Annotated in this window: 13 protein-coding genes; 4 read left to right on the plus strand and 9 right to left on the minus strand. The window is 68.2% G+C overall.

Features of this window, described 5'->3' with window-relative positions; all coding sequences use genetic code 11:
- Positions 1-224: 224 nt before the first annotated feature.
- Both ABNQ39_RS23730 and ABNQ39_RS23735 read left to right on the plus strand, forming a co-directional pair.
- Positions 225-1,619, plus strand: coding sequence for a YcjX family protein (locus ABNQ39_RS23730; RefSeq protein WP_376961113.1), 1,395 nt, complete (start codon positions 225-227; stop codon positions 1,617-1,619).
- Positions 1,616-2,638 carry a TIGR01620 family protein gene (locus ABNQ39_RS23735; RefSeq protein WP_376961114.1) on the plus strand — a complete coding sequence of 341 codons (1,023 nt, stop codon included), beginning with the start codon at positions 1,616-1,618 and terminating at the stop codon, positions 2,636-2,638. Before ABNQ39_RS23730 ends, ABNQ39_RS23735 begins: the two co-directional genes overlap by 4 nt.
- A 6-nt stretch (positions 2,639-2,644) precedes the next feature.
- Here ABNQ39_RS23735 and ABNQ39_RS23740 read toward each other — a convergent pair whose 3' ends face one another.
- The 8 genes from ABNQ39_RS23740 to ABNQ39_RS23775 form a co-directional block, all read right to left on the minus strand.
- Complete coding sequence (locus tag ABNQ39_RS23740) at positions 2,645-3,175, minus strand: arsenate reductase ArsC (RefSeq protein WP_376961116.1); 531 nt, start codon at positions 3,173-3,175, stop codon at positions 2,645-2,647.
- 114 nt (positions 3,176-3,289) lie between these two features.
- Positions 3,290-3,988, minus strand: coding sequence for a pirin family protein (locus ABNQ39_RS23745; RefSeq protein WP_376961118.1), 699 nt, complete (start codon positions 3,986-3,988; stop codon positions 3,290-3,292).
- 118 nt (positions 3,989-4,106) lie between these two features.
- Positions 4,107-5,522, minus strand: a complete 1,416-nt coding sequence (locus ABNQ39_RS23750; RefSeq protein WP_376961120.1) for an ATP-binding protein — start codon at positions 5,520-5,522, stop codon at positions 4,107-4,109.
- Positions 5,523-5,648: 126 nt separating this feature from the next.
- The gene (locus ABNQ39_RS23755; RefSeq protein ID WP_376961122.1) at positions 5,649-6,329 is read right to left on the minus strand and encodes an RluA family pseudouridine synthase; all 681 of its coding nucleotides are present in this window, start codon (positions 6,327-6,329) and stop codon (positions 5,649-5,651) included.
- Positions 6,330-6,336: 7 nt separating this feature from the next.
- The gene (locus tag ABNQ39_RS23760) at positions 6,337-6,654 is read right to left on the minus strand and encodes a CcdB family protein (protein ID WP_376961124.1); all 318 of its coding nucleotides are present in this window, start codon (positions 6,652-6,654) and stop codon (positions 6,337-6,339) included.
- Positions 6,654-6,893, minus strand: a complete 240-nt coding sequence (locus tag ABNQ39_RS23765) for a type II toxin-antitoxin system CcdA family antitoxin (RefSeq protein ID WP_376961126.1) — start codon at positions 6,891-6,893, stop codon at positions 6,654-6,656. The genes ABNQ39_RS23760 and ABNQ39_RS23765 overlap by 1 nt, the downstream gene beginning before the upstream one ends.
- A 155-nt stretch (positions 6,894-7,048) precedes the next feature.
- Positions 7,049-8,674, minus strand: coding sequence for a fumarate hydratase (locus tag ABNQ39_RS23770; RefSeq protein WP_376961128.1), 1,626 nt, complete (start codon positions 8,672-8,674; stop codon positions 7,049-7,051).
- A gap of 267 nt (positions 8,675-8,941) precedes the next feature.
- Positions 8,942-13,057, minus strand: a complete 4,116-nt coding sequence (locus ABNQ39_RS23775) for a Pls/PosA family non-ribosomal peptide synthetase (protein WP_376962663.1) — start codon at positions 13,055-13,057, stop codon at positions 8,942-8,944.
- Between the two features lie 726 nt (positions 13,058-13,783).
- Between ABNQ39_RS23775 and ABNQ39_RS23780 the strand changes: the two genes are divergently transcribed.
- Both ABNQ39_RS23780 and ABNQ39_RS23785 read left to right on the plus strand, forming a co-directional pair.
- A complete protein-coding gene (locus ABNQ39_RS23780) occupies positions 13,784-14,563 on the plus strand; it encodes an SDR family NAD(P)-dependent oxidoreductase (RefSeq protein WP_376961130.1) in 780 nt (259 codons plus the stop codon).
- Positions 14,564-14,614: 51 nt separating this feature from the next.
- A complete protein-coding gene (locus tag ABNQ39_RS23785) occupies positions 14,615-15,895 on the plus strand; it encodes an MFS transporter (RefSeq protein WP_376961132.1) in 1,281 nt (426 codons plus the stop codon).
- 7 nt (positions 15,896-15,902) lie between these two features.
- Here the strand turns inward: ABNQ39_RS23785 and ABNQ39_RS23790 are convergent, their stop codons facing one another.
- Complete coding sequence (locus tag ABNQ39_RS23790; protein ID WP_376961134.1) at positions 15,903-16,385, minus strand: Lrp/AsnC family transcriptional regulator; 483 nt, start codon at positions 16,383-16,385, stop codon at positions 15,903-15,905.
- Between the last annotated feature and the right edge of the window lie 133 nt (positions 16,386-16,518).

Raw genomic sequence — 16,518 nt, forward strand, 5'->3', positions numbered from 1 at the left:
CCGCCGTTACCCGCGTCCCCGCATCCATGGTAGCTTTCTCATTAGTGCCCACTCGCTGAGGTTCCCGCCGATGCCGTCCCGATGGAACAGTGAACACACCCCCGAAAACTGTTCCATGCTGTTCCAAACGTCGCATCCGGCTCCCCCTCGCAACCCGGCCCCTCGCATCGCGCTTGCCCGACCCCATATAGGGCCGGTCATCGGCCAGACGTGAACGACCGCCCGTGCGCATTCCCGACCTGAACAGCCTTTACGACGCCGGCAGCCGGCTTCTCCTGGAATTGACGGTGCGCATCGGCGTCACCGGGCTGCGGCGGGCGGGCAAGACCGTCTTCGTCACCGCCATCGTCGACAATCTGCTGAAGAGCGGGCGGCTGCCCTTCATGGATGTCGTCTCGTCCGGCCGCTTCCAGGCGGCGCGGCTGCGCCCGCAGCCCGATCCCGACGTGCCGCGATTCGATTTCGAAGGCCATCTCGCCGCCCTGACCGGTCCCGACCCTCATTGGCCGGAGCCGACGCGCGGCATCGGCCAGATGCGCGTCTCGCTGCGCTACCGTCCGGACTCCGCGCTGAAACGCACCGTCCAGCCGATGGCGACGCTCAATGTCGACCTCGTCGATTACCCCGGCGAATGGCTGCTCGACCTGCCGCTGCTGCGCCAGAGCTTCGCGGAATGGAGCACCCAGACGCTGGAGCTTGCCGCCCGCCCGCCACGCGACGCGCTGTCCGCCTCCTGGCGCGGCTGGCTTGCCACCATCGACCCGTCCGCCCCGGCGGAGGAGGAGGCCGCGCGGCGCGGGGCGGCGCTCTACACCGACTATCTCCATGCCTGCCGCCGCGCCGACACGCTGCTCAGCCTGATCCAGCCCGGCCGCTTCGTCGAACCCGGCGACATGAAGGACGCGCCGCTGCTGACCTTCTGTCCCCTGCATGGCGGTCAGCCCAACGGATCGAGGGGCAGGGGAAGCCTGTGGGCGCTGATGGAGGAGCGATACGAGGCCTACAAGACCAACGTCGTCCGGCGCTTCTTCGCTGAGCATTTCGCCCGGCTCGACCGCCAGATCGTGCTGATCGACGTTCTGGGCGCGCTGAATGCCGGCCCGGCCGGGATGGCCGATATGAAGCGGGCGCTGGAATTGAGCCTGGAGCCGTTCCGCCACGGTTCGTCGGGCTGGCTCGACTGGCTGTTCGGCAGCAAGATCGACCGCGTGCTGTTCGCTGCGACCAAGGCCGACCACATCGCCGCCCACCAGCATGCCCAGTTGCGGGCCTTGCTCGACCGGCTGGTCGGCGACGCCCGCAACGCCATCCGCTTCGAAGGCGCCCAGGTCGAGACCATGGCCATCGCCGCGCTGAAATGCACCGAGAGCGTGGTGACGGAGCATGAGGGCCGGCAGCTGCGCTGCGTCCGCGGTGTGCCGGTCGGGCGCGACCGTCCGACCGTGCTGTTCCCCGGCGAGATTCCGGAGGATGCGGAGGCCTTCCCGCCCGGCCGCGACCGTCCCTACAACTTCCTGGCCTTCCGCCCGCCCGACGACCTCGGCCGCGACCCGCGCGGCCTGCCGCACATCCGCGTCGACCAGGCCCTGCAATTCCTTCTCGGGGACTATCTGACGTGACGGAGCGCGAGACCGCCCCCCGCAGGCCATCGCCGGGCTGGGTTCCGCCGATGGAACTGGAGCTCGACCGCGCCGCGCCGGTGCCGGCGGAGGAGGAGACCGCCCTGCTGACCGGCTCCGGCGATCCCGCCGACCTGCTGCCGGCGCCCGCAACCCCGGTGCGGACCACGCGCAGGCTGGGGCGCTGGCTGTTCGGGGCGCTGGCGGCGCTGGTTCTGGTGGCGCTGGGCTTCGACACCGCCGACCTGCTGGCCCGCGCCTTCGCCACCAGCCTTGCGCTCGGCGTGCTGGTCGGCCTGCTGGCCGCCACCGCCGGCATTGCGGCCCTGGCGATGCTTGTGACCGAGCTGCTGTCGCTCCGCCGCCTGCGCCGGATCGAGGAGCTGCGGGCCGAGGCCGGCCGGCTGGAATTGGACGCCCCCGGCAGCCGGGCCGACCGGTTCGCCGGATCGCTGGTGGCGCTCTATGCCGACCGGCGGGAGCTGGCCCCGGCGCTGGCCCGCGTGCGCGACCATGTCACCGACGCCCATGACGAGCATGAGGTGGTCCGGCTGCTCGACCGCGAGGTGCTGAGCCCGCTCGACCGTGCCGCCTATCAGCGGGTGCTGCGCGCCTCGCGCGACACCGCCGTCGCCACCGCGCTGAGCCCGGCGGCGCTGCTGGATTTCGCGGTGGTCCTCTGGCGCAACCTGAAGCTGGTGCGGGAGATCGCCGCCCTCTATGGCGCCCGGCCCGGCTATGTCGGCTCGCTGCGGCTCTTGCGCCGGATGCTCGCCAACATCGCCGTCGCCGGGGTGGCGGAAAGCGCCCACCATGTCGCGGTGGAGGCGCTGGGCGGGTCGCTCGCCGCCGCCATTTCCACCCGGATGGGGCAGGGGGTGATCAACGGCCTGCTGACCGCACGGGTCGGGCTGACCGCCATGCACCTGTGCCGCCCCATCGCCTTCGGCCCGGACAACCGTCCCAGCCTGAACCGCATCAGGAAGGAGCTGCTGTCGCTGCCGAAGCAGGTGCTGTGATGTGGTTTAGGCGTCGGCCATCGCGTCCGCTTCGGAGCCATGGACGGTGCCGATGGCATGCAGCGAGCTTTGCAGGGTCAGTCGGTCCAACTGCTCCACCCGCAGGCTGGCGAAGATCTTGATGCGGCTTTCCAGCTCGACATAGGTGCGGCGGAAGGCCATGCGGATGCGGTCCTCCGTCCCGCTGGCGGCCGACGGATCCTCGACCCCCCAATGGGCGGTCAGCGGCGTGCCGTTCCACACCGGGCACATCTCGCCTGCCGCCTGATCGCAGACCGTGAAGACGAAATCCAGTGCCGGCGCATCCGGCCGGGAGAACTCGTCCCAGCTTTTGGACCGCAGGCCGTCGGTCGGCAGGTTGAAGGCCTTCAGCGTCGCCAGCGTGTGCGGGTTGATCTGGCCCGACGGATGGCTGCCGGCCGACCACGCGTGGAAGCGGCCGGCGCCCCACCGCCGCATCAGGCATTCCGCCATGATGCTGCGTGCCGAATTGTGGGTGCAGAGAAACAGGGCGTTGTAGGTTTTCTGCTCGGTCATCGCCAACCCCAGGGTTCGGCCCGCCGGCAGGGTGTCGGCGGGAACGGGACGGCGGCACTCTGCCGTCCGCCCCGCTCCCGGTTCAAATCAAGCTTTTATGTCAAGCCTGACACCTTATGCGAGGTCGAAGACCAGCACTTCGGCCTCGTCCGCCCGGTCCAGCGTCACCGCCTCCTCGTCCGACAGCGCTGCGCCGTCGCCGGTCTTCAGCAGGGTGCCGTTCAGATGGACCCAGCCGCGGGCGACCTGAACCCAGGCATGGCGGCCGGGGCGCAGCGGCAGCGTGGCGCTTTCCTCGCCGTCCAGCAGGGCGGCATACAGATCGACATCCTGATGGATGACGGTGCTGCCGTCACGGCCGTCCCGCGATCCCACCAGCTTCAGCGTGCCGCGCTTCTGCTCGGCCGGGAAATCCGCCTGCTGGTAGCCAGGCGCCAGATTGTCGGCCTCCGGCAGGATCCAGATTTGGAGGAAATGCACCGGCTCGGTGTCCGACGCATTATACTCGCTGTGGCGGATGCCGCGGCCGGCGCTCATCACCTGGACCTCGCCGGGACGGATCACCGACCCGGTGCCGATGGAGTCCTTATGCTCCAGCGCGCCGTTCAGCACGTAGGAGACGATCTCCATGTTGGCATGCCCGTGGGTGGGGAAGCCGGCGCCGGGGATCACCCGATCCTCGTTGATGACCCGCAGGGCGCGGAAGCCCATATGGCCGGGATCGAGGTAATGGCCGAACGAGAAGCTGTGGTTGCTGTTCAGCCAACCCATGTTGGCGACCCCACGCTCGTCGCGATGGCGAATGGTGATCATGATTGAACCCTCCTACCGTTGGGGTGTGTGCCCTTGTCTGGAGGGAAATTTGGCACCGGACGACAATTCGAACAATCCAGCGCGTCTACATCAGATCGTTTCCTATAAGGCGACAATCTCACCCCGCCAGCGGCACCCCCACTGCGAACACGGTTCCGCGTCCTTCCACCGACCGCAGCGTCACCGGATGCCCCAGCAGCCGGGCCAGACGCTCGACGATGGCGAGGCCGAGACCGATGCCCTCGCTGCGGTCGCGGTCGGGACGGTCGAGCTGGACGAACTCCTCGAAGATGCGCTGGCGGTCCGGTTCGGCGATGCCGCGGCCGGTGTCGTAGACCTCGATCCACAGCGTGTCGCCACGGGTGCGGCAGCCGACCAGCACGCCGCCGCTCTCGGTGTAACGGATGGCATTGGCGATCAGGTTGCGGACGATCCGCTCCAGCAGTGCCGGATCGCTGCGCACGACCGCGTTGGTCGGGATGGCGCGCAGCCGCAGCCCCTTCGCCTCGGCCTGTCCGGCAAACTCGGCCTCGAGCTGGTCGAGCAGGGGAGAGAGCGGCAGGTCGGCCGGCTTCGGCGACACCACCCCCGATTCCAGCTTGGAGATGTCGAGGATGGCGTTCAGCAGGTCGCGCATCGACCGTTGCGCCGCCTTCAGGTCGGTCAGCAGGGCTGCCGCCTTGGCGCTCTGCGGCTGGCGTTCCAGCATGCCGGTGAACATGCCGATGGCCTGCAGCGGTTGCTGCAAATCGTGGCTGGCATGGGCGAGGAAACGGGACTTCGCCCGGTGCGCCTGCTCCGCCGCGGTCTTGGCGGTGTGCAGTTCGGCCGTCCGTTCGCGCACCTGCTGCTCCAGCGTGGCGTTGGCCCGCTCGATGGTTTCCGCCATGCGCAGGATTTCGGTGAACTGCCGGCGCACCTGCCGGGTCATCGGCCGGAAGATCGCCAGCGCCTCCACCGCCAGGATCAGCAGAGTGATCAACAGAGCCGCCAGTCCCAGCCGGTGCAGGGTCTGGAAGCCCGCCTCGCCCTCTTCCTGATAGAGCGCGACCATGTCCTCCAGCCGGTCCAGCAGCGGGCCGAGCGCCTGGGCGGTGATGCGGTCGGATTCGGCCGGGTCCGGCGGCTGGCCGGCGGACGCGGCGGCGATGACGCGGCGCAAGGCGGCGATATGCCCGGTCACCACCGGGTCGAGCGGATCGGGGCCGCTGAAGAACAGGTCTTGCGGCGGCGGACCCAGCGGCGGGCCTTCCTCCGGCCCGGCCCGGCCGCTCAGGCGCCGGTGGGTGGCCTCGAACATGCCCGTGGCCTCATCCAGCCGCTTGGCAAGGTCGGCGCGCACCGCCGGGTCGGTGGCGCCCCTCAACTGCTCAACCAGCAGGGCCGTCCGCTGCGACAGCATGCGCTGGCGGCCGGAGACGTTGACGACCTCCAGCATGCGTTCGTGCTGGCCGATCACCCGCTCGGTCATGACGAATTCGGCCAGCGTGCCCAGCGCGATCAAGGTCAGCGCCAGGGCGTAGCGCAGGGTCATCCAACGGGCTGTCGTCGTGCCGATCGGTATCATGCGCTCGTCCCCCGGGCCGTGATCGCCCCAATTTCGACACCGATCATGGGGCAGCCTGCCGCATCGCAGCAAGGCCAGAGCGTGGCGGCGACGCTATGACGCTTCGGTAAAGCCGCAAGCCTCCAAGGCCGCCCGCATGTGCGGTGGAACCGGGGCCACGGCGCCGACCGGGTCGCGCTTGGGATAGAGCGGCAGCGAGATGGCGCGGGAGTGCAGGTGCAGCGGCTTGCCGTCCGGCCCACCATATTGCGGGTCGCCGACCAGCGGGCAGCCGATGGACGCGCAATGGACGCGGATTTGGTGAGTTCGGCCGGTGTGCGGCGTCAGTTCCAGCCAGGTCAGCCCATCGGCCTGCCCGCGAACGACATAGTCGGTTATCGCCGCCTGCCCGTCGGGCGAACCGACGATGCGCCAGCCGCCGGTCTTGTTGGACACCTTGGCGAGCGGCAGCTCGATCCGCCCGGACTCCTGCGGCGGTGTGCCGGCGACCACCGCCCAATAGGTCTTATCGACCTTGCCGTTCTGGAACAGGATGCCGATCTTGCGCAGTGCCTTGGCATGGCGGCCGAGGATCAGGCAGCCCGACGTGTCGCGGTCCAGCCGGTGGGCCAGCGACGGCGGCTTGGGGAAGCCGAAGCGGAGCGCGTCGAAATGCCGCTCCAGGTTCGGCCCGCCGGCGGGGCCCGCATGGACCGGCAGCCCGGCGGGCTTGTCGAGGATCAGCATCAGCCCGTCGCGGTACAGGATACGGTCTTGGATTTGGGCAGGTGTCACGGGCTACTCATCCCCAGGCGCGGGAAATCAGGAGGTCGATGGCGGCGATGATGCGGTCGCTGTCGTCGGCGAGGGAGCAGACCTTCTCGCCGAGCTGGTCGGCTAGGACCGACGCGAGCTGGAGAGGGTTCAAAATCACATCATGGCCTTCAATCACGAACAGGGGCGTCGAGGACGGCTCTGTGCTCTGAACCTTGGTGGCCAGCAACAGCGGCGCAATTACCCTGCGAGCCGATGCGTCGAAACGTTGTGATTGCACAATCACCAGATACGGAATGCCCGAGCGCGTCGCGCTTCGGTTCCTGTGTACATCGAACTGAGCCATCACAGATGGTCGAGATGTTCGTCGGCGAAAGAGCCATATTTGGAGTTGAAGTCGTTCAGCGCCTTGATCGTGGCATCCAGGCGACGTTCACGATCCGCCTTCGCCACCTCGTCGGCCAGCATCTTCTCGACCCGTTCCGACAGGTCGCCGGGAAGGGACTGGGCGCGGTGCAGGATGTCCTCGTCCAGCGACAAGGTGATGTCCCGCTTCGGCGCGCGCCGGTCATAGACACCGTCCATTGCAAAGTCCTCCCCGCTTCCGATGCCCAGATCCCGATGCCCAGATCCCGCTGCATTGAAGATAGGCGCCCCCGGTGCCATCCCGCAAGCGGGCAGGGAAAAGGGCGCGGCGCCTCTTGCAAGGCGCCGCGCCCCTCACGTCCTGTCAGCCCGGATCAGGCGAGCTTCAACTCCTTGAAGAAGTCGTTGCCCTTGTCGTCGACGATGATGAAGGCCGGGAAGTCCTCCACCTCGATGCGCCAGATGGCTTCCATGCCGAGTTCGGGATACTCGACGCATTCCACCTTCTTGATGCAGTCCTGGGCCAGACGGGCGGCGGCACCGCCGATGGAGCCGAGATAGAAGCCGCCATGCTGCTTGCAGGCCGCCGTCACCTCCGCGCTGCGGTTGCCCTTGGCCAGCATGACCATGGAGCCGCCGGCCGCCTGGAACTGGTCGACGAAGCTGTCCATGCGGCCGGCCGTCGTCGGTCCGAAGGAGCCCGAGGCATAGCCTTCCGGCGTCTTGGCCGGGCCGGCATAGTAGATCGGGTGGTTCTCGAAATAGTCGGGCAGCGGCTTGCCGGCGTCCAGGCGGGCGCGCAGCTTGGCGTGGGCCAGATCGCGGGCGACGATCAGCGGGCCGGTCAGCGACAGGCGGGTGCGGATCGGGTACTGGCTCAGCGTGGCGCGGATCTGCTCCATCGGCTGGTTCAGGTCGATCTTCACGACGTCGCCCGACAGATGCTCGTCACCGATCTCCGGCAGATACTGGGCCGGATCGGTCTCCAGCTGCTCCAGGAAAATGCCGTCCTTGGTGATCTTGCCAACCGCCTGACGGTCGGCCGAGCAGGACACGCCGATGCCGATCGGCATCGAGGCGCCGTGGCGCGGCAGGCGGATGACGCGGACGTCGTGGCAGAAATACTTGCCGCCGAACTGGGCGCCGATGCCCATGTTCTGGGTCAGCTTGTGGACCTCGGCCTCCATCGCTAGATCGCGGAAGGCGTGCGCGTCCTCGCCGCCCTCGGTCGGCAGATTGTCGAGATAGCGGGCCGAGGCCAGCTTCACCGTCTTCAGGTTCTGCTCCGCCGACAGGCCGCCGATGACGATGGCGAGATGGTAGGGCGGGCAGGCCGAGGTGCCGAGATAGCGGATCTTGTCTTCGAGGAACTTCAGCAGCCGGTCGGGCGCCAGAACCGACGGCGTGGCCTGATGCAGGAAGGTCTTGTTGGCCGACCCGCCGCCCTTGGCCATGAACAGGAACTTGTAATAGTCCTCGCCCTCGGAATAGATGTCGATCTGGGCCGGCAGGTTGTTGCGGGTGTTCTTCTCCTCATACATGGAGATCGGCGCCAGCTGGCTGTAGCGCAGGTTGCGCTTCAGGTAGGCGTCGCGGGCCCCTTCCGACAGGGCAGTCTCGTCGCCGCCCTTGGTCCAGACGCGGCGGCCCTTCTTGCCCATGATGATGGCGGTGCCGGTGTCCTGGCACATCGGCAGGGTGCCGGCGGTGGCGATGTTGGCGTTCTTCAGCAGGTCGAGCGCGACGAAGCGGTCGTTGGCCGACGCCTCCGGATCGTCAAGAAATTCGGCGAGCTGGGCCAGATGGCCCGGACGCAGCAGATGGTTGATGTCGGAGAAGGCAGCCTCGGCCAGCAGGCGCAGACCTTCCGGCTCGACCTTCAGGATCTGCTCGCCGTCGAATTCGACGACCGAGACGTGATCCGAGGTCAGCTTGCGGTAGGTCGTGTCGTCCTTGGCGAGCGGAAACAGGCCGCGGGCTGAGGCGATGTCGTCGGGCATTGGGGCGTTCCTTTGACGAACCTGGCGTGACGATCCAACGGCCACCATTCGCCTCCGAGATACACGCCCGGCCGGGCGCGCGAAGGGGGCAGGCCGCGCTCGGCCCCCCTTATACACCGCTCCCGCGCGGAGACAACCATCGGAGAGAGTAACTGTGCGCGACGGTTTGTCGTCGGATGAATGAAGGGCCGAAGACAGGCAAAAGAAAAGGCCGGTACACCGCAATGGTAATACCAGCCTTTTCTTCCTGTCACTGACGCCGGCTGTTTACGCCGCCGCCTTCACCCGTTTGTCGACCGCCGCATGGGCCTGCGGTGCCGGTTCGGCCGGGGCACCCACCCACTCGCCATGGGCGGGAATTTCCTCGCCCTTCATCACCAGGGTCAGCGGGCCCAGGCGGGCGAAATCGCCGACATGGGTGTCATAGAGCACCGTGGCGCCGGCCCCGACGGTGACGCCGGTCCCGACCGATACCCGGCCGACCTTCATCACGCGGTCCTCGTACAGGTGGGTCTGCAAGGCGGACAGGGCGTTGATGGCGCTATAGTCGCCGACCGACACGCAGTCGAACTCGGTGATGTCGGTGGTGTCCATATAGACGCCCTGGCCGAACTTGGTGCCAAACAGGCGCAGCACCCAGGGCAGCATCGGCGTGCCGCGCAGATGGTCGAGCAGAACCTTGCCGGCCAGACCCCAATAGAGCACGGCCACCGCCTCGGTCCGCATGGCCCACCAGGACCACATCGGCTTCATGGTCGGGGCGTAGCGGCCCATCAGCAGCCACTTCACCAGCGCCACCACCAGCACCATCGCCGCGGGGATGGCGACGCTGACCGCCAGGAACTGCCAGGCGAAGGCGCCCCAGCGCTGGTCGAGGATGGCGGGAGCGAAGAACTCCACCGCGAAGGTGCCGAAGGTGATGAACAGCATCGACGGCATCGACAGGCTGAACGCCTCGAACACGGCGCGTCCCAGACGGCGGGCGCGCGATGGCTCGAAGGTCCAGTTGGCCGACACGTTGTCGAACTTCTGGCGCACCGGCAGTTTGATCGGCGGGCTGCCGAACCAGGTGTCGCCGGCCTGCATCTCGGCATTCGCCGGCGGCTTCGACTTGATGCCGATCAGCGTGCCGGTGGGGATGGAAGCACCCGGCGGCACCACGGCGTCGTTGCCGACGAACACGCGGGCCTCGGTCTTCACCGGCTGCAGATGCATCCAGCCGCGGCGGATGTCCTCGTCACCCAGCACCACCTCGTCGGCGATAAAGCACTTCTCACCGATCTCCACCAGATCGTAGCGGCCGGCGAGGTTGGTCGAGATCTCGGCGTCGCGGCCGATCTTGGCGCCCATCAGGCGGTACCAGGCCCGCATGTAGACGGTGGCGTAGAGCGAGCTGAGGGTTTCCAGCATCACCTCGGTCGCCAGCGCCACGACCCATTTGCGGACGTAGAACCAGCTGTGGACCGAGTAGGAACCGGCTTCCACCTTCGGCAGCACGATCCAGCGCATGGCGGCGATCAGCAGCACGGTGAAGGCCACCAGGAACATGGCGGTCGGCCACGCGATGGCGGGGACATAGTAGAGGTAGTTGACCTTGAACACCCCGCCCATCCAGGCGTCGAGCTTGTCGAACAGGTAGAAGGCCGGGAAGATCGGGATCAGCGCCACCGGCGGCAGGCCGACCAGGGCGACCAGATAGATCAGCGTCTGGGCGGCGCGCTTGACGACGCCGGCGCGCGGCTCCTCGGGAAGGGCGGCGCGGTCGACGGTGCCGACCTTGCGGGCGGGCGAGCCGTCCCACTGCTCGTAATCGCCGGTGTGGGTGCCGGCGGCGAGCGCGGTCAGGTCGGCCAACTCGGTGCTCTTGCCGACGATGGCGTCGTGGCCGATGACGCAGGAGGTGCCGATATAGGCGTCCTCGCCGATCTCGATGGTGCCGATCACCAGCTCGTTGCCGATCACCTCGGCATTGGCCATCTTCACCTTGCCGCCGGTCGAGGCGCCGCGGCCGATGCTGACCAGATCGATGGCGCCGGATTCGAACTCGCCGATCATCGCGTCGGCGCCGACCTTGGCCCCGAGCGCGCGCAGGAGCAGCCGCATCACCGGCGACCCCTGGAACCACTTCAGGTGGACCAGTGCGATGAAGCGCTGGGCCAGCCACCAGCGGTAATAATAGACGCCCCACAGCGGGTAGCGGCCCGGCTTGGTCCGACCGATGATCAGCCATTTCGCCGAGATGGCGATGGCGACGGTGGCGATGTTGATGACGACGTAGACGCCGAACATCGTGGTGATTTCGCCGAATATCCCGGCGTCCTCGCCGGACAGCAGCATGTAGCTGACGAACACGCCAAGCCACTGCACCGTCATCAGCGCCAGGATGATCGGCAACGCAGCAGCCTGGGCCAGTCCGCACAACAGCCGGCGGGCCAGCGGCGGCGGATCGAAGGACAGGTCGGCCGGCTTGGCGCCGTGACCCGTCGGCGCCTTGGCGTCCAGCCGTTCGGCCATCGCCCGCAGCGTGCGGGCGCCATAGACGTCCTGAAGGGTCAGGCCGGCCAGCCCGGCGGTCTCGCGCACCGCCGAGACGAAGCGCGCCGCCAGCAGCGAATGGCCGCCCAGGTCGAGGAAGAAGTCGGCCTCCAGCGGGATCGACTGGCCGGGGAAGACACGGCGGGCGGCCTCCAGCAGCGTCGCCTCGGTCGGGCTGCGCGGCTCCTCCTGCTCGCCCGAACCGGCATCCTCGGTCAGGGCCATCGCCTGGAGCGTCTTGCGGTCGGCCTTGCCGGAGGTCAGGCGCGGCAGCTCCGCCACCTGCTCATAGTGCGCGGGCACCATGTAGGCGGGCAGCTGCGCCCGTAGCGCGTCGCGGAGCGCGGTCTTGTCGAGGGAGGCGCCCGGCTGTGCGACCAGGAAGGCGACCAGACGGTCCAGCCCGTTGTCGGTGCGCAGGACCACCGTGGCCTGGGCGATTTCGGCGAAGTCGGTCAGCTTCGCCTCGATCTCGCCCAGCTCCAGCCGGAAGCCGCGGATCTTCACCTGATCGTCGATGCGGCCATGGAAGCGCAGGTTGCCGTCGGCATCGACGCTGACCGCGTCGCCGGAGCGGTAGAGCAGCGGATCCGGATGTGGGCTTGGCGTGCCGGAGCGGAACGGGTTGGCGATGAACTTCTCCGCCGTCAGCTCCGGCCGGCCGAGATAGCCCTGGGCCACGCCGGGGCCGCCGATCAGCAGCTCGCCCTGGGTGCCGGGGGCCACCGGCTGCAACGCCTCGTCCACCACATAGCAGGTGTAGTTGGGGATCGGGCGGCCGATGGTGACGGGGGTGTCGGGATGAACCTCGGCCACCGTGGCGACGACGGTCGCCTCGGTCGGGCCATAGCTGTTGAACAGGCGCCGGCCCGGCCGGCACCAGCGCGACGCAACGGCCGGCGGGCAGGCCTCGCCGCCCAGGATGACGACGCGCAGCGACGGAATGTCCTTCGGCAGCATCGCCAGCAGGGTGGGGACGGTGTCCAGCACGGTGACGCCGGCCTCGGTCAGCACGTCGGCCAGCCGGTCGGCCTCGTCCAGAACCTGACGGCTGGCGACCCACAGGGTGGCGCCGGCCAGATAGGGGACGAAGATTTCTTCCAGCGACAGGTCGAACGCCACCGAGGCACCCTGGAACGCCACGTCGTCGGCGGTGATGCCGTAGACGCTGTTGGCGGCGCGCAGGTAGTGGCAGATGTTGCGGTGGCTGATGACGATGCCCTTGGGCTTGCCGGTCGAGCCCGAGGTGTAGATGGCGTAGGCCGGGCTGTCCGGCGTCACCCCGTCGGCCCGCAGGTCGAACGGCTGCTCGCTGTCGCTCAGCACATCGCCGATGCGCAGGACCTGGACGTCGGCGCCGCTTGCTGCCAGCGTCGCCGCCTTGGTGCCGGTCACCAGATCGATCAGGATCGCCGGGGCGGCGCAATCGGTCAGGCTGACCGCCACGCGCTCCGCCGGGGCATCGGCGTCGAAGGGCAGATAGGCGGCGCCGGCCTTCAGGATGCCCAGCAGCGCGACATGCAGGTCGAGCGACCGTGGCATCCACAGCCCGACGAAGCAGCCGGGGCCGATCCCGCGCGCCCGCAGGCCGTGGGCGACCCGGTTGGCGCGCGCGTCCAGCTCGGCATAGGTGACGCGCCGGCCCTCATAGACGATGGCCGTGCGGTCCGGATGCGCCGCCGCGGTCGCCTGCGGGATGTCGGACAGCAGTTCGTCGCGCAGAAGGGACGGGTCGACCCGGCCGCTCAGCGTCGGGACCGTCGGGGTGGCGGTCCACGGAGCGGAGATCGTCGATTGACCGGCCGGGGAAACATCGGTCGGGCCTTTGGCCCGCGCAGTCAGCAGAATGACGCTGTGTCAGCCTTCCAAAAGAAATAAGCGCGGTGGCGCCAAACGGACCCGATCGGCATACGGTCCCGGCGGTCGGCTGAACGCGGCAATGGGCCGCTCGCAAGTTGTGGCGCTTTATGGTTAACGAATGCTTGCCGCTCGGCGTGTCGGCACCCGTACCGATGGGAGATGACAAGTCTTGGGCTGCCCAAGCGCTGCGAAAGCAACATTCGCCCGACCGAAAGAAAGTGGAAGACCCGACGGCGCCGGATACATGCAGTTACATGAACGGGCATGTTCGCGCCTTCATGATCCGTTGTGCGGCAAGGGTCAAGCTTATCCTTGTGGAACTGAATTGAAGGGAAGGTCCCTGTGTCGGGGCCATCACATGCCCTGCCGAAGGACCCGCGGACCGGTGACTTGCGGCGTGGATGATGCCATGCGCAGTTCCGGTTGCCGCTGTCGGGCGGTGTCGCAACCAAGACCAGAATAAGCCTCCCGAATGGGTGGGCGTTCACGGCCCGTCGCCGCCGGTTCCCCGCGGTTCCCGTCCGTTCCGCGCACATGTGGTGTCGGTTGCGGCGTTGCGCCATTCGGGCGGCGCATGGCTGGGGCTCCGGGAAACCGGGCTTGCGCGCAATTTTCATTATGGACATCATCCAAATCAAAAATAATGATGACCGTCATTAATAAAGCCCGGCATCGGCCGGCACGCATAAGCCGTATGAAGGACAGGAGAGAACCATGAGCGTTGCGATGAACACGACCGGGGCGGACATGAGTGGGCGGGTCGCCCTGGTCACCGGAGGCACGTCGGGGATCGGGCGGGCGACGGCGCTGGCCTTTGCCGGAGCGGAGGCAACGGTGATCGTCACCGGCCGGCGCGAGGCGGAGGGGCTGGAGACGGTGGAACTGATCGGCCGTGCCGGCGGCACCGGCCAGTTCGTCGCCGCCGATGTGGCCGATGGGGCGGAGGTCGCCGCCCTGTTCGAGCGGATCGAGCGTGACCATGGCCGCCTCGACGTTGCCTTCAACAATGCCGGCATCCATCAGGTCGCCCCGGTCACCGACATGGACGAGGCCGCCTTCGACCGCGTGTTGACCGTCAATGTGAAAGGTGTCTGGCTTTGCCTGAAGCATGAACTGGCGATCATGCGCTGCCAAGGCCGCGGCGCGGTGGTCAACACCGGGTCGGTGCTGGGTCAGATCGGCATGGCCGGCAACGCCGCCTATTCCGCCAGCAAGGCGGCTGTGGAGGGGTTGACCCGCACCGCGGCCATCGAGGTCGCGTCCTTCGGCGTGCGCGTCAACGCCGTCTGCCCGGCGATCATCCAGACGCCGATGACCCAGGCCTCCTTCGGCGGCGCCGAGCAGGTGGAGGCGGTGATGGGGCCGCGCCATCCCGTCGGCCGCGTCGGTCGTCCGGAGGAGGTGGCCGCGGCGGTGCTCTGGCTCTGCTCCGACGCCGCCGGCTTCGTCACCGGCCAGTCGATCAACATCGACGGTGGTGTGACCGCTCAATAACCGGCTCCCCCAGCAGGACCCATATAAGCCAGCCACCGGAGACCCCAGCCGATGCTGTCCACCCCTCTCGCCGCCGCCCTGGCGCGGCGCGACATCCACTATGCCTGGGTCGTCGTCGCCGTCACCTTCCTGTCCATGCTGGTGTCGGCCGGGGCGGTCGGCGCGCCCGGCGTCCTGCTGCTGCCGCTCCAGCGGGAGTTCGGCTGGGACACCGCCGACATCTCCACCGCCATGGCGATCCGCCTGCTGCTGTTCGGGCTGATGGGCCCCTTCGCCGCCGCGATGATCAACCGCTTCGGCGTCCGCCGCATGGTGCTGTCCTCGCTGACTTTGGTCGGCGGCGGGCTGCTGGCTTCGCTGGCGATGCGGGAGGTCTGGCAGCTGATCCTGCTGTGGGGGTTCGTCGTCGGCTTCGGCACCGGCCTGACCGCCATGGTGTTGGGCGCCACCATCGCCACCCGCTGGTTTGTCGCCCGCCGCGGGCTGGTGATCGGGCTGCTGACCGCCAGTTCGGCCACCGGGCAGCTGGTCTTCATGCCGCTGCTGTCGATGCTGACGGAGGCCTATGGCTGGCGCACCGCCATCGCCCTGCTGTGCGGTCTCATCGCCGTCGCCGCCCTGGCGATGCTGGCGCTGATGCGGGACCGCCCTGCCGATCTCGGCCTGTCCGCCGTCGGCGAGGTCGGGGCCGCGGCTCCTGCCGCCCCGGCCGGTGCCATCCTGTCGGCCGCGCTGGGCGCGTTGCGCGACGCCGCGGGGACGCGGGCCTTCTGGGTTCTGTTCGCGACGTTCTTCATTTGCGGTGCCAGCACCAACGGCCTGATCCAGACCCACCTGATCCCGCTCTGCGTCGATTTCAGCGTGCCGGAGGTCCAGGCTGCCGGCCTGCTGGCCCTGATGGGCATCTTCGATTTCGTCGGCACCGTCGGGTCGGGCTGGCTGTCCGACCGCTACGACAACCGCTGGCTCCTGGTCTGGTATTACGGCCTGCGCGGCCTGTCGCTGCTCTATCTGCCCTATTCGGACTTCACCCTCTACGGCCTGTCGGTCTTCGCCGTCTTCTATGGGCTGGACTGGATCGCCACCGTCCCGCCGACCGTGCGCCTGACCGCGGAGCGTTTCGGCCGGGAGCGCGCCAATCTGGTCTTCGGCTGGATTTTCGCCGGGCATCAGCTGGGCGCCGCCAGCGCGGCCTTCGGCGCCGGCCTGTCGCGCACCGCGCTGCAGACCTATCTGCCGGCCTTCGCCACCGCCGGCGCGCTGTGCCTGCTCGCGGCGGTGCTGGTTCCGCTGGTCGGCAGCCGTGCCAAGCCGGTGGCGGCAGCGGACTGATGCGGCCTCACTCCCCGAGATGCTCCAGCGGCAGGGCGGTGCGGTAGCGCACCTGCTTCAAGGCGAAGCTGGAGCGGATGTTGGCGACGCCGGGGATGCGGGTCAGGTGTTCCTTCAGGAACCGCTCATAGCTGGCGAGGTCCGGCACCACCACCCGCAGCAGGTAATCGGCGTCGCCGGTCATCAGGTAGCATTCCAGCACCTCCGGCCGCGCCATCACCGCCGCCTCGAACCCGTCCAGCCGCGCCTCGACCTGCCGCTCCAGGCTGACGCTGACGAAGATGTTGACCGGCAGGTCGACGGAGGCCGGATCGACCAGCGCCACATAGCGGGCGATCACGCCCGCATCCTCCAGCGCCTTGACCCGGCGCAGGCAGGGGGAGGGCGACAGGCCGACCCGCTCCGCCAGTTCGTTGTTGGGCAGCCGGCCGTCCTGCTGAAGGGCGGACAGGATCCTGCGGTCGATGCGGTCGAGGGGGTGCCTTGGCATGAGATGCCGTTTCCCGTGTTATCCTGGCATCCGATGCTAAAGCGCAACCGCGGCCGGCGCCACTTCGCAAGCATCTGCCGTGTCGCAAATGATAGGCTGCTCCAATCATAAACCTGCGTTTGGGAGCAGACCC

The sequence above is a fragment of the Azospirillum sp. A26 genome, from assembly GCF_042604635.1.
Lineage (GTDB): Bacteria > Pseudomonadota > Alphaproteobacteria > Azospirillales > Azospirillaceae > Azospirillum > Azospirillum palustre.